The organism is Erythrobacter sp. GH1-10 (genome assembly GCF_045363165.1).
Lineage (GTDB): Bacteria > Pseudomonadota > Alphaproteobacteria > Sphingomonadales > Sphingomonadaceae > Erythrobacter.
In genome coordinates, this window is record NZ_JBJFLP010000001.1 from 1623595 (window position 1) to 1644250 (window position 20656).

The following is a 20656-nucleotide window of genomic DNA, read 5'->3' on the forward strand; positions in this document are numbered from 1 at the left end:
GACCGCTTGCAGAAGAACAAGGGGGGAGGGGCGATATTCATCCGGGCTTAATGTTTACATTCGTAGTCGATATGACTACAGGTGTAATCAAGCAGACGGGAGGCTGGCTTGAGCAAGTCCGACGATCAATCCCCGGAACGTATCAGCGAGGCCGAGCACGCCGTTATGGAAGTGCTTTGGGACCGCGGCACGGCCACGGCTGCCGAAGTGTGCGATGCGGTTTGCGAAGCGCGCGGGTGGAGCCTGCCGACGGTCAAGACGCTGCTCTCGCGGCTCGTCCAGAAACAAGCGATCGAAACGCGCCCCGATGGCCGCCGCTATCTCTACAGCCCTGTGATGGCGCGCGCCGATTATCTCGGCACGGAGTCGCGCCGCCTCGTCAACCGCCTGTTCGGAGGAAAAGCCGCCTCACTGGTGGCGCATCTCGCCGAATCCGAGGCCCTGACCGAGGATGATCTCGCCGAAATCGAAGCTCTGTTGAAGGAGCTGAAGCAATGACCCAGTGGATGTTCGACACGCTCGTGTGGACCGCGGCGCTCATTGCTCTGGTCCTGCTCGTCCGGCGCCCGGTTGCGCGCTGGTTCGGGCCGCAAGTAGCCTATTCCTTGTGGGCGCTGCCGATGGCGCGCCTCATCCTGCCGCCCATCACCCTGCCGGCGTGGCTCGCCCCCGAAAAGGCGATCGAACCGGCGACAAACGACGTTTCTCTCCAGATCGCGGAAACCGACACTCCTGTTGCGACACATGCGGGAATGGACGGAATTTCTCCGGGATCGGGAGCGGCAGCGACCGATTGGACCTTACCGTTTACCCCGTCATCCCTTCTCGAGGCAGCACCGCTGGTGGAGATCGGATGCGCGGTATGGCTGATCGGCGCTGCCATTTTTCTCTGGCTGCGGTTCGGGAGCTATTTCAAATTGCGCGGACAACTGCTCGAAGGCGCTCGCGAAGTCGGTCGCTCGGGGAAGGTACGCTTCGTCGAAACGCCGGGAACGCAGACACCGCTGGCGTTCGGCGTTCTCGATCCGGTCGTCGCGTTGCCTGAAGGTTTCATGGCGCAGCACGACATTGTCGCGCGTGATCTCGCCCTGGCGCACGAGCTGGCGCACCACGATGGCAAGGACCTGCTGATCAACATTGCGGTGCAGCCGCTGTTTGCGCTGCACTGGTTCAATCCGCTCGGCCGCTATGGCTGGCTCGCGCTGCGGCGCGACCAGGAAGCGGCCTGCGATGCCCGAGTGGTTGCACGCAAGCCTGCCGAAGAGCGGGTCGCCTATGCCAGTCTTATCGCCAGCGTCGCCGCTGGCCCCAATGTCGCGCTGGCCGCGCCGATGGCGTGCCCCGTGCTCGGCGATAAATCCATAATCCATCGTTTGAGGAGCCTGAACATGTCAGACACTACCCCGCGTCGCCGCTGGACCGGCCGCGCCCTGCTCGGGGCCGCCGCACTGGCGCTGCCTCTGACTGCATCGATCACCTATGCCGAGGTGACCGCGCCCGAAGTACCCGAGGCACCGAGTGCGCCGGAAGCGCCGCTCGCTCCGACGGCTCCGGAAGCGCCGCAAGCTCCCGATGCACCCGCGCCGCCCGCTCAACCGGAAACGGCGGCCATTGTGGAAATCGATCCAGGTACCGGTGAAACCGGAGAGTGGACCACCGAGGAAAGCGTCCTCGTTTTCCGAGACGAGGATGAGGGCGAGGGCGCACGGACGCGGGTCGAAATCGGCAAGTTCAAGGTCGTCAGCGACGGTGAGAGACTGAGTGCCGAAGAGCGTGAAAAGCTAATGGCCGAACTGCGCGAGGAGCTCGAAGACGTCGATGAAGAGATCGAAGGCGCGATGAAGAAAGTCGAAAGGGCCATGGTCGAGATTCACACTAGCGATGCGAAAGATGGTGGCCGCACTGTCGTAAAAATGGAGTGCCGGGGCGGAACCGACGAAGTCGCGACGATCAGGATGGGAGAGGGCGACGCGAAGACCGTGTATCTGTGCCAAAGCAAGGTCATGGCCAGGGCGCTGAAGGGTCTGAAAAAAGCGCGCGAGGCGATCGCCAAGGATTCCCAAATTGAGGGCGAGATGCGCGAGGAAGTCCTCAGGGAACTCGATCGCCAGATTGCCGAATGGGGCAAGGACAAGGGGTGATCCAGATCCGGATTACCCGAACACCATAAGCATGGCTTTGTAGACAAGGCGGCGGGCGCGTATTGCGGGCCCGCCGCCTCGCTTTGGAAGAGTTCATTTCGAATTCATTTCATCGCTCATAATGCACGACTCGTCTCACACACAGGAGGACGAGTGATGGCAGAAGAACGAAGCCCCGGGGTCAAATTGCTGCTGGTTGGATTGGTCGGAGCGGCCCTGATGATCCCCCTGATCATGGTTTACTGGCTGGTGAGCGATCGCCAGCACCAGGCCCGCGTCGCGCAGCAGTCGATTACCGCCGGATGGGCCGGTGCCCAGGTGGTCTCGGGTCCGCTGCTGGTGCTCCCCTATACGGACATTCGCGAAACCAGCGAGGTGGTCGACGGAAAGACCATCACTCGCCGTACCGAGGTTCGCGACACGCTTTACCTCTCTCCAAAAGTTCAGGACATCGACACCGAGATCGCACCCGAAGTGCGCAGCCGCGGGATCATCCATCAACTCGTGGTCTACGAAGCCGCGATCAAGGGATCGGCACGGTTCGAGATTCCCGACGATCTGAATCGCTTCGGCATCGAGCGGGATCAATTGCTGCTCGAAGAGGCATGGCTGCAATTGCCGATCTCCGACCCGGGCGGGCTGCAAACCAATGCCACTCTCAAAGCGGGCGGCGAGGCACTCGACCTGCGTCCGGGACTTGGTGCAGGACAGTCTGGCACCGGTGTCCATGGTTTCGTGGACTGGAGCGAAGGTGAGCCTCTCGAAGTCGCGTTCGACTATGCGATCCGCGGCAGCAGCGCATTCGGCATGGTTCCGCGGGGTGAGGAAAGCAATTTCTCGGCCCGTTCGACCTGGCCGCATCCCAGCTTCGCCGGAAAGTTCCTGCCGGGAGATAGCGATCGCGAAGTCGGCGCGGATGGCTTTTCGGCCAAGTGGTCGATTTCCAACCTTGCCATCGGTCAGTCGCTGGTGCGCACCGACCAGCCGGGCCTGCCGAACGCGTCCGCAAGCACCGAGGACTGGAACACGTCGGAATTCTATGGCGAGATGCCGATGGGCGGAGGAGAGGAACTCGCAACCATTCGCCTCGTCGAACCGGTCGATCTCTACAAGCAGATCGAACGCTCGCTCAAATACGGCTTCCTGTTCATCGGCTTCACCTTCCTCGCCTTCCTGATGTTCGACATTGTCGCGGGCGCGCGAGTGGCTTCGGCGGAATACCTGCTCACCGGGGCGGGACTGATCCTGTTTTTTGTGATGTTGACCGCATTCGCCGAGATGATCGGCTTCGTCTGGGCCTATGTCACCGCAAGTGCGGCGATCATCGGCCTGCTCACAAGCTACAGTGCGGCGGTGCTCGGCGGATGGAAACGCGCGGGAATGATCGGCGGGTTGCTCGCCGGCCTTTATGCGGTGCTTTACGTTCTGCTCAACCTAGAAGCGTGGTCGCTCGTGATCGGATCGCTGATGCTGTTCTTCGCGCTCGCCGGGGTGATGTATGGGACCCGAAACATCGAATGGTCGAAAGTCGGTCTCGGCGACAAGTCAGGCGAATCCGAATTCGACGGCGGAAAGGAATACTCGGGTTCTCCGGCCTGACGTCGTCGACGCCTGAAATCGAAGGCCGGGGCGGCACAGCGCCGTTCCGGCCCTTGCTCTTCATTCATCCAAAATCGAAATAGATGTCGCAGACGCTGTCATCGGCGCCCGCGAGCCCGCGCCGAAGCGCCTCCATCCGTTGGGCGCTCGTTCCGTGCGTGAAGCCTTCGGGATTGATCCGTTGGCCCGCGCGGCGTTGCAGCGTGTCGTCTCCGATCGAACTCGCCGCCTGCATCCCTTCCTCAAGGTCCCCGGGCTCGATCAGGTCGGCATTCTTGCCGGCCCACACCCCTGCGTAGCAATCGGCCTGGAGTTCCATGCGCACCTGCAGCTGGTTCGCCTCGCGCGGATTGCGCTGCTGCAGGCTACGCACCTGGCTGGCGAGCCCTGTCATGTTCTGGATATGGTGCCCGTATTCGTGAGCAATCACATAAAGCCGTGCGAAGTCTCCCCCGGTGCCCGACATGCGCGCCAGCTGGTCGTAAAACGAAATGTCGATGTAGATGCCGAGATCGGCGGGACAGTAGAATGGACCCGCCGCCGAAGACGCATTGCCGCACCCCTGTGTGCTGACGCGGCCGTCGCGATAGAGATCGAGCACCGGTTGGCGAAACGCGATGCCCGCCCGCGCGAATTCGGGCTCCCATGTTTCGTTGAGGCTGGTCAGCGCATTGCACGCTTCCTGCGCATAAGGGCCGCTGGTGCAGATCTGCTCTTCGGTAAGGTCGCCTGTCTGCGACTGCGGCGCGCCTTGCTGTGTGCCCTGGATCGCGCCGATGGTTTGCATCGGGTCGACCCCGAGAACCAGCGCCGCGACGATCGCGATGACGATCGTGCCGCAGCCGATGCCGCCTGCGCGGCCTACGCGACCACCGCTCCTGCTCGAACGGACTTTGATCTTGGATGTGTCGAACCGGTTGAGCCGCAACGTGCATCACTCCCTCTATGCCGGTCGCCCGCGATGCGGGGGACGCCATTTTGCTGGACACACGCCGCGCGGTTCGCAATGGCATGCGCGTAAATGGTTTGAAGGAGTTGTCGGCGATGCTCAAGGGAAAGCGTGCACTGGTAACCGGATCGACTTCGGGCATCGGGCTTGCGATCGCGCGTGCGCTGCACGCCGAGGGGGCGGAGCTCGTACTCAACGGATTTGGCGACGAAGAGGAGATCGCGAAACTGCGCGATGAGCTCGGCGCGGACTTCAACGGCGCCAACCTTCTCGATCCTGCGGCAATCGAAGCGATGATTGCCGAGATCGGCCCCGTCGACATCCTCGTCAACAATGCGGGGATGCAGCATGTTGCGCCGGTCGAGGATTTCCCCGTCGACAAGTGGGATGCGATCATCGGGCTCAACCTTACCGCAGCCTTCCACACCACGCGGCTTGCGGTCCCTGCGATGAAGCAAAAGGGCTGGGGCCGGATCATCAATACCGCCAGCGCGCATTCGAAGACTGCCTCGCCGTTCAAGAGTGCCTACAACGCCAGCAAGCACGGCATCGACGGCTTTACAAAGACCATCGCGCTCGAACTCGCACAGACCGGGGTCACCGCGAACTGCATCAGCCCCGGTTATGTCTGGACGCCGCTGATCGAGGGGCAGATCCCCGATACGATGAAGGCCCGCGGCCTATCGCGTGAGGATGTCATCAACGACGTCCTCCTCGCTAAGCAGCCGACCAAGAAATTCGTCCAGCCCGAGGAAGTCGGCGCGCTCGCCGTGTTCCTGTGCCGCGAGGAAGCCGGCAATGTGACCGGCGCGAACTGGAGCATCGACGGAGGTTGGACGGCCGAATGATCGCATGGGGGGTCAAACGGGGGCTCGCGCTTGCAGCGCTTCTGGTCGTTTCCGCCTGCGCGGGCGGGGCGCCGATCGCCAGCGTGCCTGCACAAGAGCGCACCGCTATAGAAACCCGCCTGATGCGGGACATCGAGGTCCTTGCCAGCGACGAATTCGGCGGGCGCAAGCCCGGCACCCTCGGGGAAGAACGCACAGTGGCCTTCATCACCGAGCAACTGCAGAATGCGGGGCTCGTATCCGGCACCAACGATCCGGGCAGCGCCTGGCGCGCTCCGGTCGAACTGGTCAGCACGCAGGCCTTCACCAGCCGTCTGGTAATCCGCACCGGGCGCCGCGAGACCGAGCTCGACGAGGCCAATGCAGCGGCGTTCACGGACCGCCGCCGCGAACTGGTCGATAGTGAGCAGTTGGTCTTCGTCGGTCGCGAGGCCGAAGGGGTCTCGGCCGAGGAGATCTCCGGCAGCGTGGTCGTCATGCTGGGTGAACCCGGCGTGAGCCCGCAGCGGCGCAGCATCCTTTTCGAGAAGGGTCCGGCCGCGATCATTACCGTGGTCGAGGATGAAGCCTCGATCGAGCGGCTGAACCGCGCCTATGGTCGCGAACGGATCCAGCTGGAGAGCGAGGCCGATGCATCACTGACTGCCTTCGTTACGGATGCCGCCATGACGCAGGCCTTGGGGGAAGGCTGGCAACAGCTGGTCGATTATGCAGGCGAAGAGAGTTTCGCACCTGTAGAGATCGATGCCGAGGCCACGATCGAAGCGGCTTCGCAGCGCCGCGAATTCACCAGCTACAACGTTCTGGGCAAGTTGCCCGGCCTTGAACCCGGCTCTGGGGCGGTCGTGCTCATGGGCCATTGGGATCATCTCGGCGAATGCGGGAGCGAAGACGACGAGGACCGCATCTGCAACGGCGCGGTCGACAATGCCAGCGGTATCGCGGTGATGATCGAGCTGGCCCGCAGGCTCGCGGCGACCGGTCCCTACGACCGCGATATCTACTTCCTTGCGACCAGCGCCGAGGAATCGGGTCTCCTCGGGGCGAAGGCTTTTGCCGAGGCTCCGCCGGTGCCGCTCGAATCGATCGTAGCCGTGTTCAACTTCGATACGGTCGCGGTCGCTCCGCAGGGCAGTTCGGTGGGTTTCGTCGGGGAAGGGCGGACACCGCTCGACCCGGTCATTCTTGAAGTGATGCAGCAGGCCGGCCGCGAGCTAGGCAGCAAGGATTTTGCGGAGCGGTTCCTGCAACGGCAGGATGGCTGGGCGCTGTTGCAGGAGGGCGTGCCGGCGGTGTTCCTTTCGACGTCCTTCGGGTCGGAAATCGTGCTCGGACCCTATCTTTCGAGCGATTACCATCGGCCCGGCGACGAGCTGGACATCATCGAGCTTGGCGGAGCGATCGACGATCTGCTGTTGCACGAGGAACTCGTGCGGCGCTTTGCCGATACCGCGACCTATTCGCCACCCGCTGCAGAATAACGTCGAAAGCCCCGTGGCGGGGCCTAGCGCTTGCGGCCAAGCCGCCCTACAGGGACGTGCACGATTCGCTCCCCCAAGGCTCACAGCGCAGACGAAAGCACGTGCACATGGACATTCCCCTCGGCCTCACCTTTGACGACGTTCTTCTCCGCCCGGCGGAAAGCGACGTCATGCCCAGCATGGCTGACACCCGCACCCAGTTGACTCGCGAGATCGCGCTCAACATCCCGATCCTCTCCTCCGCCATGGACACCGTAACCGAAGCGGACATGGCGATCGCGATGGCCCAGCTTGGCGGTATCGGCGTGCTCCACCGCAATCTCGATGTAAGCGAGCAGTGCACCGCCGTGCGCGCGGTGAAGCGTTACGAGAGCGGGATGGTGGTCAATCCGATCACGATCAGCCCCGATGCAGTGTTGGGCGATGCGCAGGCGCTGATGGATCAGCACCGCATCAGCGGAATTCCGGTGACGGACGCAGGCGGAAAGCTGGTCGGCATCCTGACCAATCGCGACGTTCGCTTTGCCGAGAACCCGAGGCAGCCGGTGCGCGAGCTGATGACGACCGAAAACCTCGCTGTGGTCCCGCTCGGCACTTCGCAGGAAGAAGCACGGCGGCTGCTGCACCAGCGGCGGATCGAAAAGCTGCTGGTGGTCGATGACGATTACCGCTGCATCGGTCTCATCACGGTCAAGGATATCGAAAAGGCGGTCACCTATCCCAACGCGACCAAGGACAGTGCAGGCCGATTGCGCGTGGCGGCGGCGACGACTGTGGGAGACAAAGGTTTCGAGCGGACAGAAGCGCTGATCGATTCCGAAGTCGACGTAATCATCATCGACACCGCCCATGGGCACAACAAGGACGTCTCCAAGGCGGTGGAGCGCGCGAAGAAACTCTCCAATTCGGTGCAGGTGATCGCTGGCAATGTCGCCACCGCCGAAGCGACGCGTGCGCTGATCGATGCAGGGGCGGACGCGGTGAAAGTCGGGATCGGACCTGGTTCGATCTGCACCACCCGTGTGGTCGCTGGCGTCGGCGTGCCGCAGCTTACCGCAATCATGGACAGCGCCGCAGAAGCCGCCAAGTCGGGCGTTCCGGTGATCGCCGATGGCGGCCTTCGCACTTCGGGCGATGCCGCCAAGGCGCTCGCTGCGGGAGCATCGAGCGTAATGGTCGGATCGATGCTCGCAGGCACCACCGAAAGCCCGGGCGAAGTGTTCCTCTACCAGGGGCGCAGCTACAAGGCCTATCGCGGCATGGGCAGCGTCAGCGCGATGGCTCGCGGCAGTGCGGACCGCTATTTCCAGCAGGACGTAAGCGCCATGAAGCTCGTTCCCGAAGGCATTGAAGGGCAGGTGCCGTTCAAGGGTCCGGCGGCGGATGTGGTTCACCAGCTGGTTGGCGGGATCAAGGCCGCGATGGGCTACACCGGTTCGGCCACGATCGAGGATCTCAAGCAACGCGCGCAGTTCGTTCGCATCACCAATGCCGGACTGTCGGAAAGCCACGTACACGACGTTGCGATCACGCGCGAAGCCCCGAATTACCCGACACGGTAAGCGAGCATGGTCGAAGTTTACGTTCCTTTCCTCCTGTTGCTGATGTCGTGGACTGTCGACGATCCGCAGCGCACGATGGAGGTCCAGCAGCGACTGTTCCTGGGCGAGACCGAATGTATTTCCGCAGGAGAGGAAATCGCCCGGCTCCGCGCAGATAGCCGACCGGATGGGCGCGAGTTCGCTTGGAAATGCGTGCCCCACGAGCGAGGAATCGAGGTTCGCCGCGCGCCCGATAGCGGCCGATGACACCCGCCGCGCGTGTCCAAGCGGCAATCGAACTTCTCGATCAGGTCATAGACGCCGCCAAGCGCGAAGGCGCTCCGGCGGATCGCCTGATCGCCGCCTATTTCAAGCAGCGTCGGTACGCCGGATCGAAGGACCGCCGTGCAGTGCGGGAGCTGGTGTACCGGGCGATCCGGCACTGCGGCGAGATCCCGGAGAGCGGACGTATGGCGATGCTCGGCTTGGCGGCAGCGGACCCACAAATCGCCGCGCTTTTCGACGGTACGCCGCATGCTCCCGAGCCTGTTCGCGAGCGTGAAGCAACGGCCCAAGCGGGCGTTGCGCCCCGATGGTTGGTCGAGGCGCTCGCGCAATCAGGCCTCGATAGGGAGAGCGTTTCGGCGCTGCTCGATCGCGCTCCGCTGGACGTTCGTGTCAATACTCTGAAGGCCCATCGGGACGGATTGGAACTGCCAGATGCGGGCGAGGCTCTCGCAGCGCCCAATTCGCTTCGGTTCGAAGCAGGAACGCAGGTCGAGCAATGGCCCGCCTACAAGGACGGCCTGATCGAAGTGCAGGACCATGGCAGCCAGCTCGCCTGTACGGCCGCGGCGGCACGGTCGGGCGAAACCGTGATCGACCTGTGCGCCGGGGCCGGGGGCAAGACGCTCTCATTGGCCGCGCAGATGGAGAACAGGGGGCGGTTGATCGCTTGCGACACCGATCGCGGGAGGCTGTCGAAACTCGCACCCCGTGCCGATAGGGCCGGGGCAGGGATCATCGAGACGGTGCTTCTCAACCCCGGAGCCGAGCTCGAAATGCTCGCAGAGCATGGGGCCAGCGGCGATCTGGTTCTCGTCGACGCACCCTGTTCGGGGACGGGCACTTGGCGCCGCAAACCTGAAGCCAAATGGCGGCTGACGCCGGCGAGCCTCGAACGTTATGCCCAACTGCAGGACCGGCTCCTGGATATCGCGGCGAAACTGACAAGGCCCGGCGGACGGGTCGCTTTCGTGACCTGCTCACTGCTTGATGTAGAGGGCGCGGACCGGGTCGCGGCCTTCATCGAACGCCACCCGAATTGGCGACCCGAAAGCCCCGATCTACCGCTCGGCACCCCGCGCGGAGAGGGAATCCGCCTCGACCCGTTCCACGACGGCACGGACGGGTTTTTTATCGCCATCCTGCGTTCAGCATGATAGCCTTAGGTGTTATGGCTAAGCCTTCATCTTTCCGGCTTGCTGCAATCAAGGAGCTGATCATGCGTTTCGCGCCCGCCGCCGCTGCTTTGTCACTTTTGCTCGTAACGACCGCGAGCGTGACGCATGCAGGGGACCGCGATGCCGATCCGCGCGCCGCAGATTTGATTGTCGAGGGCAAGGCACTGCTCGCTGCCGGAGACACACAGGAGGCTATCGATGCCTTCGAAGCCGCGCTGGCGATCGATCCCGGATACACTCCGATATTCCTCGAACTGGCGGAGGCCGCGCGGCAGGACGGGCTGCAGGGCAAGGCGATCCGATACTACCGCGAGGCGCTGGACCGCGATCCGGATAATTTCGCTGCCATCTCCGGCGAAGGCGAAGCGCTGGTCGAGAAAGGCGCGCTGGAAAAGGCCAAACGCAACCTCGCCCGGCTTGAAAGCCTGTGCGGCTCCAATTGCCCCGAGACACTGGCGCTGCAAGGCGTGATCGCGGCCGGTTCTCCCGCTCGCCTCGCAGCGGAAACCCCCGAGTCGACCGCTTCCACCAACTGAACTCGGAGAGTCCGTTAATGTTGACTCTTCACCATCTCGAATACTCGCAGAGCTTTCGTGTGCTGTGGCTGCTAGAGGCGCTCGGCGCGCCCTATGAGCTCAAATGCTACAATCGCGATCCCGAGACGAATCTCGCGCCGGATGAATACAAGGCGCTGTCGCCGCTGGGCACTGCGCCGGTCGTCACCGATGGCGATCTGGTGCTGGCGGAGAGCAACGCGATCATCGATTACATCCTCGATTCACATCCCGACAGCACCCTGCGGCCCGGGGCGGGCGACAAAGACCGTGCGCGGCACCTGTTCTGGTTCCACGCAGCACAGGGATCGCTGATGTCGATGCAGGGGATTGCCATGGTGCTGACCCTGCTGGAATCCCGCACCCCGTGGCCGATCAGCGCGCTGCTCAAGGCGATTTTCGGCAAGGTCCGAGCGATGTTCGTCAATCCGCGTCTCGATACGCTTTTCGAATTGATGGAGAGCGATCTCGGCAAACTGCCGTTCTTCGGCGGTGACAACCTGACCGCGGCCGACATCACTCTGGTCTATCCGATGTATGCGGCGCGCGACAAAGGGACGTTTGCGGGCAAGTACCCGAACATCAATGCGTGGTTCGACCGGATCGAGGCGTTACCGTCTTTCATCGCGGCACGCGCCAAGGACGATCGCCCGCACATCGCTTTCCGTTTCAGCGAGTGAGCTTCTCTATCAGCGGGGCGAATTCCGCCACCAACTCGGTGTAGACGGCGCGCTTGAACGGGATGATCAGTTCAGGAAGCTCGATCGGCGGTACCCAGCGGTAGGCATGGAATTCGGCCGGATCGTGAGCGTTGAGATCGATATGCGTGTCTTGGCCCAGGAACTGCCCGAGATACCAATGCTGGACCTGCCCGCGAAAACGCCCTTTCCAGACATTGCCGATGAGGTCCTGTGGCAGGTCGTAATACATCGGCCGTGAAGCCGGAGCGATCACCTCGACGAGATCGCTGCCGATCCCCGTTTCTTCTTCGAGCTCGCGAAGCGCTGCGGTACGCGGGTCCTCGCCCGGATCGATTCCGCCCTGCGGCATCTGCCAGAAGCCGTGCGCGCGCGGATCGATGCGCTCGCCGACGAATACGTGACCGCGCTGGTCGGCCAACATGAATCCCGCGCAGGGTCGGTAGGGGAGGCTTTCGGGGTCGATACTCACTCTAGGACACTTCCAGCATGAACTTCATCGCTGCGATGACGCGCTCGAGGTCATCCTGGGTGCTTGGGACGGCCTGTCGCAGGTTGGTGAAGCTGTGGGTCACGCCCTTCATCTCGAGGAACACGAAATCGCGTCCCGCATCTGCCAGCGCCTTTGCGTAGTCGCGCCCGGAATCGCGAATGGGGTCGAGACTGGCGGTGACGAGTACAGTCGGCGGCGCGTTCGAATGGTCGCCGAGGATCGGCATCGCGCGCGGATCGCTTCGGTCGGGGGCATAAGCGGCATCGAAGAATTCGACCGCCGCTTTGGTGAGGATGTAGCCGTCGTCGAATTGCTCGAGGCTGGAGGACCCCCTTGCATCGCTCGCGAGCGGGAAAAGAGGGACCTGCAGGATGATGGGGACATCGGCGGGCTTTGCTGCAAGCTGCTGTCCTACGACGATGGTTGCGTTGCCGCCCGCGCTGTCTCCCATGGTGATCAGCGCGGTCGCTTTGCGTTCCAGTTCCGCAGGCCCCGAGGCGATCCAGCGCGCCGCCGCCTCGCAATCCTCGACCGGAACGGGAAAAGGATGTTCCGGTGCGCGGCGATAATCGACGGCGACCAGTGGCAGGTCGACCAGCGCCGCGATTTCGGTGCACAGGCTGTGGTGCGTCTCGAGGTCGCCGATCACATATCCTCCGCTGTGGAAATAGGAGATGATCGGCCCCGCTTCGCGGTCTTCGCGTGCGTCATAGAAACGAAGCGGGATATCTCCTGCAGGCCCGGAGCATTTGAGATCTTTGATGACCGCCAACTCCCGTGGAGGGCGGTCGGCCATTCCATGCAGCGCGACAAACGACGTGCGCGCTTCTTCCAGCGTCATTTCGGTGATCTTGGGCCCGCCCATCGCAGCGAGGGCATCGAGGAAGGCTTTCATGTCGGGCCGGATGTAGGGCGCAGTGTCGGTCATCGAATGTGTCTCCCCATGGTCTTTCGCGACGGGATAGGGGGTGTTGCGACGCATTTCCACTCGCTTTGAGGAGGTCTCGCAGCTAGGCGCTGAATTCATGGACAATTTGACCCACAGCCTCGTCGGCGCGGTGCTCGGCCAGGCGGGCCTCAAGACAAAGACCGGGCTTGCCATGCCCGCGCTGATCATCGGCGCGAACCTGCCCGATATCGATGCGGCATGCTTTTTCTGGATGGAGGGGACCGAGCATCTCGGCTTCCGGCGCGGCATCACGCACGGCCCGCCTGCAATGGTGCTGCTGCCGCTGGTGCTCGCTGGGCTGCTGTGGGGCTTCGACCGCTGGCAGGCGAAGCGCGGAAAGCGGCCCGCGGGTCGGCTGCCGGTGAGCTTCAAATGGCTGTTCCTGCTGAGCTTTATCGGCTGCCTGACCCACCCGGCGCTCGACTGGATGAACGTTTACGGCATTCGACTGCTCGAACCGTTTTCTAGCCAGTGGTTTTACGGCGACGCGCTGTTCATCATCGATGTTTGGCTGTGGGCGCTGTTGATCGGCGCATGGTGGTGGTCGGCGAGGAAAGAGAAACGCGGCGGCAACTGGATGCGGCCTGCGCGGATCGCGATCGCGATGGGGCTCGCATATATCGGTGTGAACTGGCTTTGGACGCAAACAGTATATGCCGGAGCCAATGGGCCATACACACTTGGGCCTTACGAAAAGGTCATAGTCAGCCCGACCCCGATCAGCTTTTGGGACCGGGAAGTGTTGTTCAAGCGTCCAGGACGCGTCTGGGAAGGTGGCATTTACACACCCGGAAGTCTTGCCGAGGTTGCGCCGCTTTCCGAAGCCAACTGTAGTTTGCCCGACTTGGTTGTGGAGCGGCGGAATGACACCCAACTCGACGCCTTCCTCTTCTGGTCTCGCGCGCCCTTTGCCGAGCGCTTCGAGGATGGCTCGGTGATCCTTCGCGACGCGCGCTTCTACGACCCGCGCGCCCGCGATCGGTTCTCCGTGGCGCTCCCCGATGTGGAATGTGAGGAACTTCCCTCGCGCTGACAGCATTCTCCTCATATCCCGCTCGTCCCGAGCCTGTCGAAGGACTGCCGTTGATAGAGCACCGCGCGGGAAGTGAACAACAACCCTTCGACAGGCTCAGGGTGATCGGAGGTGGTATTGAGTTCTCCCCAAATCGTATGGCTGCGGCGCGACCTGCGCATGGCCGACAATCCCGCCCTTTACGAAGCTGCCAAGCTCGGTCCGCTGGTCGCAGTGTACGTGCTCGACGATGAGGCCGCCGCGCATCACGCATATGGCGGCGCGTCGCGCTGGTGGTTGCACCATTCTCTCGAAAGCCTCTCGAAGAGCTTGGCCAAGCGCCACGCGAAGCTGATCCTGCGGCGCGGCGATGCGGTCGAGGAATTGCTCAGGATCGCCGACGAGACCGGAGCAAAGACTGTCCACGCCAACCGCCATTACGAGCCGTGGTGGCGCAAGGCGCAGGGCAAGCTGGACGACGAACTCGAGCTGCAACTCCATGACGGGAACTATCTATTCCCCGCGGGCCACGTCACCACCGGATCGGGCGATCCATACAAGATCTACACCCCGTTCTACAAAGCGATGAAGACGCAATTCCCTCCGCGTGAGGTGGTGCCCGAGCCCGAAACTCTGTCCTCGCCCGACAGCTGGCCTTCGAGCGACGAGCTTGCCGACTGGAAGCTGCTCCCGACCGATCCCGACTGGTCGGGCGGGATCGCGGATTTCTGGGAGGTCGGCGAGGAGGCTGCGCATCGGCGTCTCGCCGAATGGGAAGACGACGTCGCCGACTACGAAGACACCCGCAACCTGCCCAGCGTCGACGGCTCCTCGCGCCTTTCGCCGCATCTCCATTTCGGCGAGATCACCCCCGTGCAGATCTGGCATGCATTGAAGCACAAACGCTCTGAGGGTTGGGACAGTTACGAAAGCGAGCTCGTCTGGCGCGACTATGCGCAGAACGTCATCGCGCAATTCCCAGCCTATCCAAGCGAGAACTACCGCGAGGATTTCGACAAGCTCGAATGGCGCGATCCCGAAACGGACGAGGCCGCCGCGCGCGATCTCGAGGCATGGCAGAAGGGTATGACCGGCTATCCGATCGTCGATGCCGGAATGCGCCAGCTGTGGCAGACCGGGTGGATGCACAACCGCGTGCGGATGATTGCCGCGAGCTTCCTCATCAAGCATCTCCTGATCGACTGGCGCAAGGGCGAACAGTGGTTCTGGGATACGCTGGTCGACGCCGATTACGGATCGAATGCAACCAACTGGCAATGGGTCGCGGGCACCGGCGTGGATTCGAACATGTTTCCCCGCATCATGGCCCCGCTCAGCCAGTCGGAGAAGTTCGACGCTGCGGAGTACATTCGCACCTACGTGCCCGAACTCGCTAATCTCGATGACGAAAGCATCCACGATCCCTCCGATGAGAAACGCGGCGATTATCCGGAGAAGGTAATCGCGCACAAAGCAGGTCGGGAACGGGCGCTCGAAGCCTATCGTGCGATGAAAGACGGGTAGGAAAGCCCCAAATTCCTTGCCCAGCGCGCCGCTGCGCGATTAACTGACCCGCATGACTGCACAGGGGATGAGAGGAGAGCCGCTGTTGAGCGGCGGCGCGCGGTTTGCGCCGCAGCCGGGCTTCTTCTCGCGGATATTCGCGCCGGGCTTTCGCAACATACTCGACAAGGTCGATGCCGGGCTGGAGCGCGGTTCGATGACAGCGCATCTGCCGGACGGCACGACCCGCGTTCTGGGTGGACGCTCTCCCGGCTTCGAGGTCGAAATCCGGCTCAAGGACTGGCGTGCTTTGCTGAGGCTTGCGACCAGCGGCTCGGTAGGATGGTATCAGGCTTACGAGGCGGGAGAATGGGAGGCGGACAATCATGCCCACCTGTTCGCGCTGATGTCCGACAACGCCCGCACGCTCGGCGGCACCGCGCGCAGTTCGGGATGGTTCCGCTGGGTGGCGCGGCAGGCACACAGGTTCAACCGCAACGACCGTGCGGGTTCGGTGCGCAACATCGCCGCACATTACGATCTCGGAAATGATTTCTACGAGCAGTGGCTCGATCCGGGGCTGACCTATTCGAGCGCGCTCGAATATGGCGAGGACGGGCTCGATGCGGCGCAGGATCGCAAGATCGATGCGCTGGTGGAGCGGCTCGGCAATCCAGAGACAGTGCTCGAGATCGGGTGCGGGTGGGGCGCTCTTGCCGAACGGATCGCGCAATCCGGCGCCAAGGTCACCGCTATCAGCCTGTCCGACCAGCAGCTCGATTATGCCCGCCGCGCTCGCTCACCAGAAATCGATTTCCGCAAGCAGGACTATCGCGATGTCGATGAGCCATTCGATGCCATCGCCAGCTGCGAAATGGTCGAGGCCTTAGGCCGCGAATACTGGCCGACCTTCCTCGATTGCGTCGCCCGGAACCTCAAGCCCGGCGGGCGCGCAGCAATCCAGTATATCTCGATGGCGGACGACCTTTTCGAAGCCTATGCTGGGTCGGCCGATTTCATCCAGGCCTACGTCTTTCCCGGCGGACTGCTGATCAAATCGAGCGAGTTCCGCGCGCTGGCCGAGGAGCGCGGACTCGAATGGCGCGACCAAACGAGCTTTGGTCGCGATTACGCCGCGACCCTGCACGAATGGCGCAAACGTTTCGACCGGGCGCTGGAAGATGATCGTCTTCCACCGGGCTTCGACGAGCGATTCATCCGGCTATGGCGCTATTACCTGTCCTATTGCGAGGGCGGGTTTCTTGCCGGGAATATCGATGTGCATCAGGTGACGCTGGTGAAAGCCTAGGCTAGCTCCAGGGCCCAAAGGAGAGATTCATGACACTTCGCCGTTTGCTGATTTCAACGGGCCTTGCCGCGGTACTGGCCGGATGTGCAGGTTCTTATCAAAGCCTCGATGCAGCAGCCGAGCCAACTCCCGAACTGACCGCAGTCGAGATGGTCACTCCGCCCGAGCGCGACCAATCCGAGTTGCAGGTGCTTTTCTGGAGCGATGCCCAGCGTGCCGAGAGGTTTCGCGACATGGAGAACTGGTTCGCCGGACACGAGGTTCCTGCTGCCAGCGAAACCCGCCCACTTCCGGCCGGAGCGCCACTCGGCACCGAGCTTCAGACGGAAATCCGGGAACTCATGGCCAGCAGCAATGCGGCGGGGGTCATGGTTCTGAAGGAGGGCAAAGTCCGATTTGAGGAGTATCGTCTGGGTCTTGGCGCGGCCGACCGATGGACCAGTTTCTCGGTTGCCAAGAGCTTCACCTCGACGCTGCTCGGAGCGGCCCTGAAGGATGGCTTCATCGAAAGCCTCGACGACCCGGTGACGAAGTATATTCCGGACCTCGCAGGGACTGCTTACGATGCGGTCACGGTGCGCCAGATTGCGACGATGACCAGCGGCGTTGCGTGGAATGAGGACTACACCGATCCGAACAGCGATGTGGCGCAGATGAACCGCTATGTCGTCGAATACGGTCCGGAAGCCATCGTTGCGCAGATGAAGACACTCGAACGCGAAGCGCCGCCGGGCGAGAAGTGGGTCTACAAGACTGGCGAGACGAATCTCATCGGCCTGCTTGTCGAAAATGCCGTCGGTATGCCGCTTGCAGAATACGCGCAGGAGAAGATCGTCGGGCCTGCCGGCTTTGCAGGCGGTCTGTTCTGGATGACCGATCCGCGCGGCGGGAATATCGGCGGATGCTGCCTGTCGCTGCGACTATCGGACTATGCGCGCATGGGGCAATTTGCGCTCGAAGGCGGGGACGGGGTGGTTCCGGAAGGATGGTTCGCCGAAGCCGGGGATTCGCTTGTCGATTTTGAACAGCGCCCCGGCTTTGGCTACGGCTATCAATGGTGGGTCTATCCAGGCAGCTTCGGTGCGCAAGGCATCTTCGGTCAATCGATTACGATCGTGCCGAGCGAAGATCTCGTGGTGGCCATCGTCAGCAACTGGCCGGCCGCGACCGGTCCAAACCGTGGTCGGTGGTTTCGGATGGTCGGGAAGATCGCCGCGGCGACCGACTGACCAGTGCGATCAGATCGCGGTGCGATAGATCCCGGTGTTGCTGTAACGCTGCAGGATGTTGTCGTGCACGATCGGGCTCAGCAGCTCGGTGAAGGCGCAACCGACGATGCAGTTATCCCACCACACCACTTCGGACTGGAGCGATTCGAGGCCGGGCAGCGTCAGCCAGCAGACCTGTCCTTCATGCATCCGGTTGATCGAGGCGGCGGAGAATCCCGAGATGGAAAGATCGTGCACCACACTCTGGAAGGCGCGTCCTCCCGATGCCCGCAAAGTGGCAGGGATCGTGAGCTTCGTACGCGGTGCGCAGCGATCTTCTTGCGACGCTACGCGATAGATGTCGTGTTCCGTAGGCATTGGCTTGTAAGCCTCTTCAATCAGCGATGTGGTCTCTTCGCCGGTTGGTCTTTGTGCATTGGTCGCAGCCACCTTCGCCAATCAGCCTTGCTGATCGATTGCAAAACAGGGTTAACACGCCGTTAGCGATAAATTTTTTGGGCGCGGATGGCCGCCCTTTCGATTCTAGCCTTCGACCCGCTCGCGATGACCGGTTGCGAAATCTTCCTGCAACAGGGCTACTATCCGCTCTGCCACCGCCTCGGGCGGCTTGACCGTTTCGGGGTCCTCGCCGGGATAGGCGCGGGCACGCATTTCGGTACGCGTGGCGCCGGGATCGATGATCGCAACCCGGAGCGGGCTCAGTTTCTCGACTTCGGCGGCGTAGGTTTCGAGAAGGTTGTCGAACGCAGCCTTGGTCGATCCGTAAGCCGACCAGAAGGACCGGGGCGCCGCTCCGACCGAACTCGTCAGGCCGATCACACGGCCATTTTTCGCCCTACGCAGCAAAGGATCGAATCCGGCCAGCAATGCTTGCGTCGCCACGACGTTGGTCATCAGCGCCTGGTTGAACTGCTTCGGATCGATCTGCGAAAGCGGTGTGAGCTCCGGCAAGTATGCTGCGGAAAGCACGAGGATATCCAGGGTGTCCCAGCGCCCAGCTATTGCACTTGCAAGGCGTGCCACGGCGTCGCCCTCTGTCAGGTCGAGAGGGGCGATGGTCGAGGTGCCACCCGCCGCGTGAATTCTATCCTCTACGGCTTCGAGCGCCTTTACCTTGCGGGCGGTCAGAATGACATGCGCACCTGCCTCGGCCAGGGCGATGGCGGTAGCGGCGCCGATGCCTCGGCTCGCGCCGGTGACGAGGGCAGTCTGCCCTTCGAGCGGTTTCGTTTCGGTCATGGATTAAGCGGCCCGTGAATCGCTGGAGGTGTGGTCGGCGAATGGCAATTCGGCGGTCTTTTGTTCGACCATGTTGTGGTCGGTCAGGGTGGTGGGATATTCGCCGGTGAAGCATGCGTCGCAGAATTGCGGGCATTTCTTGTCGCGGCCTTTCGATCCCACAGCGCGATATAGACCATCGATGGAGACGAAGGCGAGGCTGTCGGCCTTGATGAACTCGCGCATCGGCTCAAGCTCCATCCGTGCGGCGAGCAGTTTCGAGCGTTCGGGAGTGTCGACTCCGTAGAAGCAGCTGTGCGCTGTCGGCGGACTGGCGACACGGAAATGCACCTCGCTCGCGCCGGCATCGCGCATCATTTCGACGATCTTGAGACTGGTGGTGCCACGCACGATCGAATCGTCGATCAGGACGATCCGTTTTCCTTCGACAAGGCCGCGATTGGCATTGTGTTTGCGCTTGACCCCAGAGTGCCGTGCGGTGTCGGAAGGCTGGATAAACGTGCGCCCGACATAGTGCGAACGGATGATGCCCAGCTCGAACGGGACGCCCGATTGCTGGGCGTATCCGATCGCTGCAGGCACACCGCTGTCGGGAACGGGAACCACGAGATCGACATCGGCCGGCGCCTCGATCGCCAATTCCCGCCCGATCGCCTTGCGCGCTTCGTAGACGCTTTGCCCGGCAAAGATGCTGTCAGGGCGGCTGAAATAGACATGCTCGAAGATGCAGGGGCGGGCACTGGGGTTCCTGAAGGGATGCACGCTCTTGATCTCGCCTGCGAAATCGACCTGCAGCATCTCGCCCGGTTCGACTTCGCGGATCAATTCCGCCCCGACAACGTCGAACGCAACGCTTTCGCTGGCGAAAACGATGGCGTCTCCCATCCTGCCCATCACGAGCGGACGGATGCCGAGCGGATCACGGCAAGCGATCATGCCTTCGGGCGTGGTCACGATGAGCGCATAGGCGCCTTCGACCAGCCGGAGGGCGTCGATCAGACGGTCGGCGATCGTCGGATAACGGCTCGTCGCAACCAGATGGATGATAACTTCGGTGTCCGAAGTGGACTGGAAGATCGATCCCTTGGAAACGAGGTCTTTCCGAAGCGCCATCGCATTCGAGAAATTGCCGTTGTGGGCCACGGCGAAGCCGCCGCTGGCAAGCTCTGCGTAAAGCGGCTGAACGTTGCGAAGCCCGGATCCGCCGGTGGTCGAATAGCGCACATGCCCGACGGCCATGTGGCCGGGCAGTTCGGCAATGGCTTCCGAGGAAGAGAAATTCTCGGCCACATGGCCGAGCCCGCGGCGCGAATAGAAATCGGTTCCGTCGAAGCTGGTGATCCCCACCGCTTCCTGCCCGCGATGCTGCAAAGCGTGCAGCCCTAGGGCGGTTGCTGCGGCGGCATCGGCAGCGTTGATCGCGCCGAAAACTCCGCACTCCTCGCGCAGCTTGTCGCCGTCGGCATCCATGAAAGGATGCGTCATGTTGGGGAATGCTTGTACCATCGCCAGACCTGTCCGTTGCGCTGCCGGGTGGAGTGGCTCGCTCAATGGCGATGTTACCGATCAATTACAAGGGCGGGTCGCGCCGATGTGCCCCCATTTTTGATGGCGACAATGTGGCCGAGCCCGACCGATGATGCGGCTT

At 62.5% G+C, this 20656-nt stretch carries 20 protein-coding genes; 14 read left to right on the plus strand and 6 right to left on the minus strand.

What is annotated here, in order from left to right; genetic code table 11:
• The first annotated feature begins 108 nt into the window (after positions 1–108).
• The 3 genes from ACI5KX_RS08020 to creD all read left to right on the plus strand — a co-directional run bounded on the left by ACI5KX_RS08020 (position 109) and on the right by creD (position 3740).
• Positions 109–498, plus strand: a complete 390-nt coding sequence (locus ACI5KX_RS08020) for a BlaI/MecI/CopY family transcriptional regulator (RefSeq protein ID WP_406810147.1) — start codon at positions 109–111, stop codon at positions 496–498.
• Positions 495–2141: a M56 family metallopeptidase gene (locus ACI5KX_RS08025; RefSeq protein ID WP_406810148.1), complete on the plus strand. Its 1647-nt coding sequence runs from the start codon at positions 495–497 to the stop codon at positions 2139–2141. The genes ACI5KX_RS08020 and ACI5KX_RS08025 overlap by 4 nt, the downstream gene beginning before the upstream one ends.
• Positions 2142–2297: 156 nt before the next feature.
• A complete protein-coding gene (creD, locus tag ACI5KX_RS08030; RefSeq protein WP_406810149.1) occupies positions 2298–3740 on the plus strand; it encodes a cell envelope integrity protein CreD in 1443 nt (480 codons plus the stop codon).
• 64 nt (positions 3741–3804) lie between these two features.
• Here the strand turns inward: creD and ACI5KX_RS08035 are convergent, their stop codons facing one another.
• On the minus strand, positions 3805–4668 hold the full coding sequence (locus tag ACI5KX_RS08035) for a neutral zinc metallopeptidase (RefSeq protein ID WP_406810150.1): 864 nt from the start codon (positions 4666–4668) through the stop codon (positions 3805–3807).
• Positions 4669–4784: 116 nt separating this feature from the next.
• Here ACI5KX_RS08035 and ACI5KX_RS08040 point away from each other — a divergent pair, with 116 nt between their 5' ends.
• From ACI5KX_RS08040 to ACI5KX_RS08070, 7 genes are all read left to right on the plus strand, one after another.
• Complete coding sequence (locus tag ACI5KX_RS08040) at positions 4785–5537, plus strand: 3-hydroxybutyrate dehydrogenase (RefSeq protein WP_406810151.1); 753 nt, start codon at positions 4785–4787, stop codon at positions 5535–5537.
• The gene (locus ACI5KX_RS08045) at positions 5534–7018 is read left to right on the plus strand and encodes a M20/M25/M40 family metallo-hydrolase (RefSeq protein WP_406810152.1); all 1485 of its coding nucleotides are present in this window, start codon (positions 5534–5536) and stop codon (positions 7016–7018) included. The genes ACI5KX_RS08040 and ACI5KX_RS08045 overlap by 4 nt, the downstream gene beginning before the upstream one ends.
• A 107-nt stretch (positions 7019–7125) precedes the next feature.
• Positions 7126–8580: an IMP dehydrogenase gene (gene guaB / locus ACI5KX_RS08050; protein ID WP_406810153.1), complete on the plus strand. Its 1455-nt coding sequence runs from the start codon at positions 7126–7128 to the stop codon at positions 8578–8580.
• 6 nt (positions 8581–8586) lie between these two features.
• Positions 8587–8826, plus strand: coding sequence for a hypothetical protein (locus ACI5KX_RS08055; RefSeq protein ID WP_406810154.1), 240 nt, complete (start codon positions 8587–8589; stop codon positions 8824–8826).
• Positions 8823–10001 (plus strand): RsmB/NOP family class I SAM-dependent RNA methyltransferase, encoded by a 1179-nt coding sequence (locus ACI5KX_RS08060; RefSeq protein WP_406810155.1) that lies wholly within the window; start codon positions 8823–8825, stop codon positions 9999–10001. Before ACI5KX_RS08055 ends, ACI5KX_RS08060 begins: the two co-directional genes overlap by 4 nt.
• A gap of 62 nt (positions 10002–10063) precedes the next feature.
• Positions 10064–10558 (plus strand): tetratricopeptide repeat protein, encoded by a 495-nt coding sequence (locus ACI5KX_RS08065; protein ID WP_406810156.1) that lies wholly within the window; start codon positions 10064–10066, stop codon positions 10556–10558.
• 17 nt (positions 10559–10575) lie between these two features.
• Positions 10576–11256, plus strand: coding sequence for a glutathione S-transferase family protein (locus tag ACI5KX_RS08070; protein WP_406810157.1), 681 nt, complete (start codon positions 10576–10578; stop codon positions 11254–11256).
• On the opposite strand, the gene ACI5KX_RS08075 is transcribed toward ACI5KX_RS08070, so the two are convergent.
• Together ACI5KX_RS08075 and ACI5KX_RS08080 are read right to left on the minus strand one after the other, a co-directional pair.
• On the minus strand, positions 11246–11746 hold the full coding sequence (locus ACI5KX_RS08075; RefSeq protein ID WP_406810158.1) for an RNA pyrophosphohydrolase: 501 nt from the start codon (positions 11744–11746) through the stop codon (positions 11246–11248). The genes ACI5KX_RS08070 and ACI5KX_RS08075 overlap by 11 nt on opposite strands.
• 1 nt (position 11747) lies before the next feature.
• Positions 11748–12695: an alpha/beta hydrolase gene (locus tag ACI5KX_RS08080; RefSeq protein ID WP_406810159.1), complete on the minus strand. Its 948-nt coding sequence runs from the start codon at positions 12693–12695 to the stop codon at positions 11748–11750.
• A 97-nt stretch (positions 12696–12792) separates the two neighbouring features.
• Between ACI5KX_RS08080 and ACI5KX_RS08085 the strand changes: the two genes are divergently transcribed.
• The 4 genes from ACI5KX_RS08085 (at position 12793) to ACI5KX_RS08100 (ending at position 17769) form a co-directional block, all read left to right on the plus strand.
• The gene (locus tag ACI5KX_RS08085; RefSeq protein ID WP_406810160.1) at positions 12793–13749 is read left to right on the plus strand and encodes a metal-dependent hydrolase; all 957 of its coding nucleotides are present in this window, start codon (positions 12793–12795) and stop codon (positions 13747–13749) included.
• Between the two features lie 117 nt (positions 13750–13866).
• The gene (locus tag ACI5KX_RS08090; RefSeq protein WP_406810161.1) at positions 13867–15252 is read left to right on the plus strand and encodes a cryptochrome/photolyase family protein; all 1386 of its coding nucleotides are present in this window, start codon (positions 13867–13869) and stop codon (positions 15250–15252) included.
• Positions 15253–15304: 52 nt separating this feature from the next.
• Positions 15305–16540 (plus strand): class I SAM-dependent methyltransferase, encoded by a 1236-nt coding sequence (locus ACI5KX_RS08095; protein WP_406810162.1) that lies wholly within the window; start codon positions 15305–15307, stop codon positions 16538–16540.
• 29 nt (positions 16541–16569) lie between these two features.
• Positions 16570–17769, plus strand: coding sequence for a serine hydrolase domain-containing protein (locus ACI5KX_RS08100; RefSeq protein ID WP_406810163.1), 1200 nt, complete (start codon positions 16570–16572; stop codon positions 17767–17769).
• Positions 17770–17778: 9 nt separating this feature from the next.
• On the opposite strand, the gene ACI5KX_RS08105 is transcribed toward ACI5KX_RS08100, so the two are convergent.
• From ACI5KX_RS08105 to purF, 3 genes are all read right to left on the minus strand, one after another.
• Positions 17779–18126 carry a PilZ domain-containing protein gene (locus ACI5KX_RS08105; protein WP_406810164.1) on the minus strand — a complete coding sequence of 116 codons (348 nt, stop codon included), beginning with the start codon at positions 18124–18126 and terminating at the stop codon, positions 17779–17781.
• Positions 18127–18291: 165 nt separating this feature from the next.
• Complete coding sequence (locus tag ACI5KX_RS08110) at positions 18292–19008, minus strand: SDR family NAD(P)-dependent oxidoreductase (protein WP_406810165.1); 717 nt, start codon at positions 19006–19008, stop codon at positions 18292–18294.
• Positions 19009–19011: 3 nt separating this feature from the next.
• Complete coding sequence (purF, locus tag ACI5KX_RS08115) at positions 19012–20493, minus strand: amidophosphoribosyltransferase (RefSeq protein WP_406810166.1); 1482 nt, start codon at positions 20491–20493, stop codon at positions 19012–19014.
• Between the last annotated feature and the right edge of the window lie 163 nt (positions 20494–20656).

Excerpts from the sequence above, each read along its gene's own strand:
- ACI5KX_RS08025 (WP_406810148.1), top strand. The coding sequence starts at position 495 with ATGACCCAGTGGATGTTCGACACGCTCGTGTGGACCGCGGCGCTCATT.
- creD (WP_406810149.1), top strand. The coding sequence starts at position 2,298 with ATGGCAGAAGAACGAAGCCCCGGGGTCAAATTGCTGCTGGTTGGATTG.
- ACI5KX_RS08040 (WP_406810151.1), top strand. The coding sequence starts at position 4,785 with ATGCTCAAGGGAAAGCGTGCACTGGTAACCGGATCGACTTCGGGCATC.
- ACI5KX_RS08045 (WP_406810152.1), top strand. The coding sequence starts at position 5,534 with ATGATCGCATGGGGGGTCAAACGGGGGCTCGCGCTTGCAGCGCTTCTG.
- guaB (WP_406810153.1), top strand. The coding sequence starts at position 7,126 with ATGGACATTCCCCTCGGCCTCACCTTTGACGACGTTCTTCTCCGCCCG.
- ACI5KX_RS08055 (WP_406810154.1), top strand. The coding sequence starts at position 8,587 with ATGGTCGAAGTTTACGTTCCTTTCCTCCTGTTGCTGATGTCGTGGACT.
- ACI5KX_RS08060 (WP_406810155.1), top strand. The coding sequence starts at position 8,823 with ATGACACCCGCCGCGCGTGTCCAAGCGGCAATCGAACTTCTCGATCAG.
- ACI5KX_RS08065 (WP_406810156.1), top strand. The coding sequence starts at position 10,064 with ATGCGTTTCGCGCCCGCCGCCGCTGCTTTGTCACTTTTGCTCGTAACG.
- ACI5KX_RS08070 (WP_406810157.1), top strand. The coding sequence starts at position 10,576 with ATGTTGACTCTTCACCATCTCGAATACTCGCAGAGCTTTCGTGTGCTG.
- ACI5KX_RS08080 (WP_406810159.1), bottom strand. The coding sequence starts at position 12,695 with ATGACCGACACTGCGCCCTACATCCGGCCCGACATGAAAGCCTTCCTC.
- ACI5KX_RS08085 (WP_406810160.1), top strand. The coding sequence starts at position 12,793 with ATGGACAATTTGACCCACAGCCTCGTCGGCGCGGTGCTCGGCCAGGCG.
- ACI5KX_RS08095 (WP_406810162.1), top strand. The coding sequence starts at position 15,305 with ATGACTGCACAGGGGATGAGAGGAGAGCCGCTGTTGAGCGGCGGCGCG.
- ACI5KX_RS08100 (WP_406810163.1), top strand. The coding sequence starts at position 16,570 with ATGACACTTCGCCGTTTGCTGATTTCAACGGGCCTTGCCGCGGTACTG.
- ACI5KX_RS08105 (WP_406810164.1), bottom strand. The coding sequence starts at position 18,126 with ATGCCTACGGAACACGACATCTATCGCGTAGCGTCGCAAGAAGATCGC.
- ACI5KX_RS08110 (WP_406810165.1), bottom strand. The coding sequence starts at position 19,008 with ATGACCGAAACGAAACCGCTCGAAGGGCAGACTGCCCTCGTCACCGGC.
- purF (WP_406810166.1), bottom strand. The coding sequence starts at position 20,493 with ATGACGCATCCTTTCATGGATGCCGACGGCGACAAGCTGCGCGAGGAG.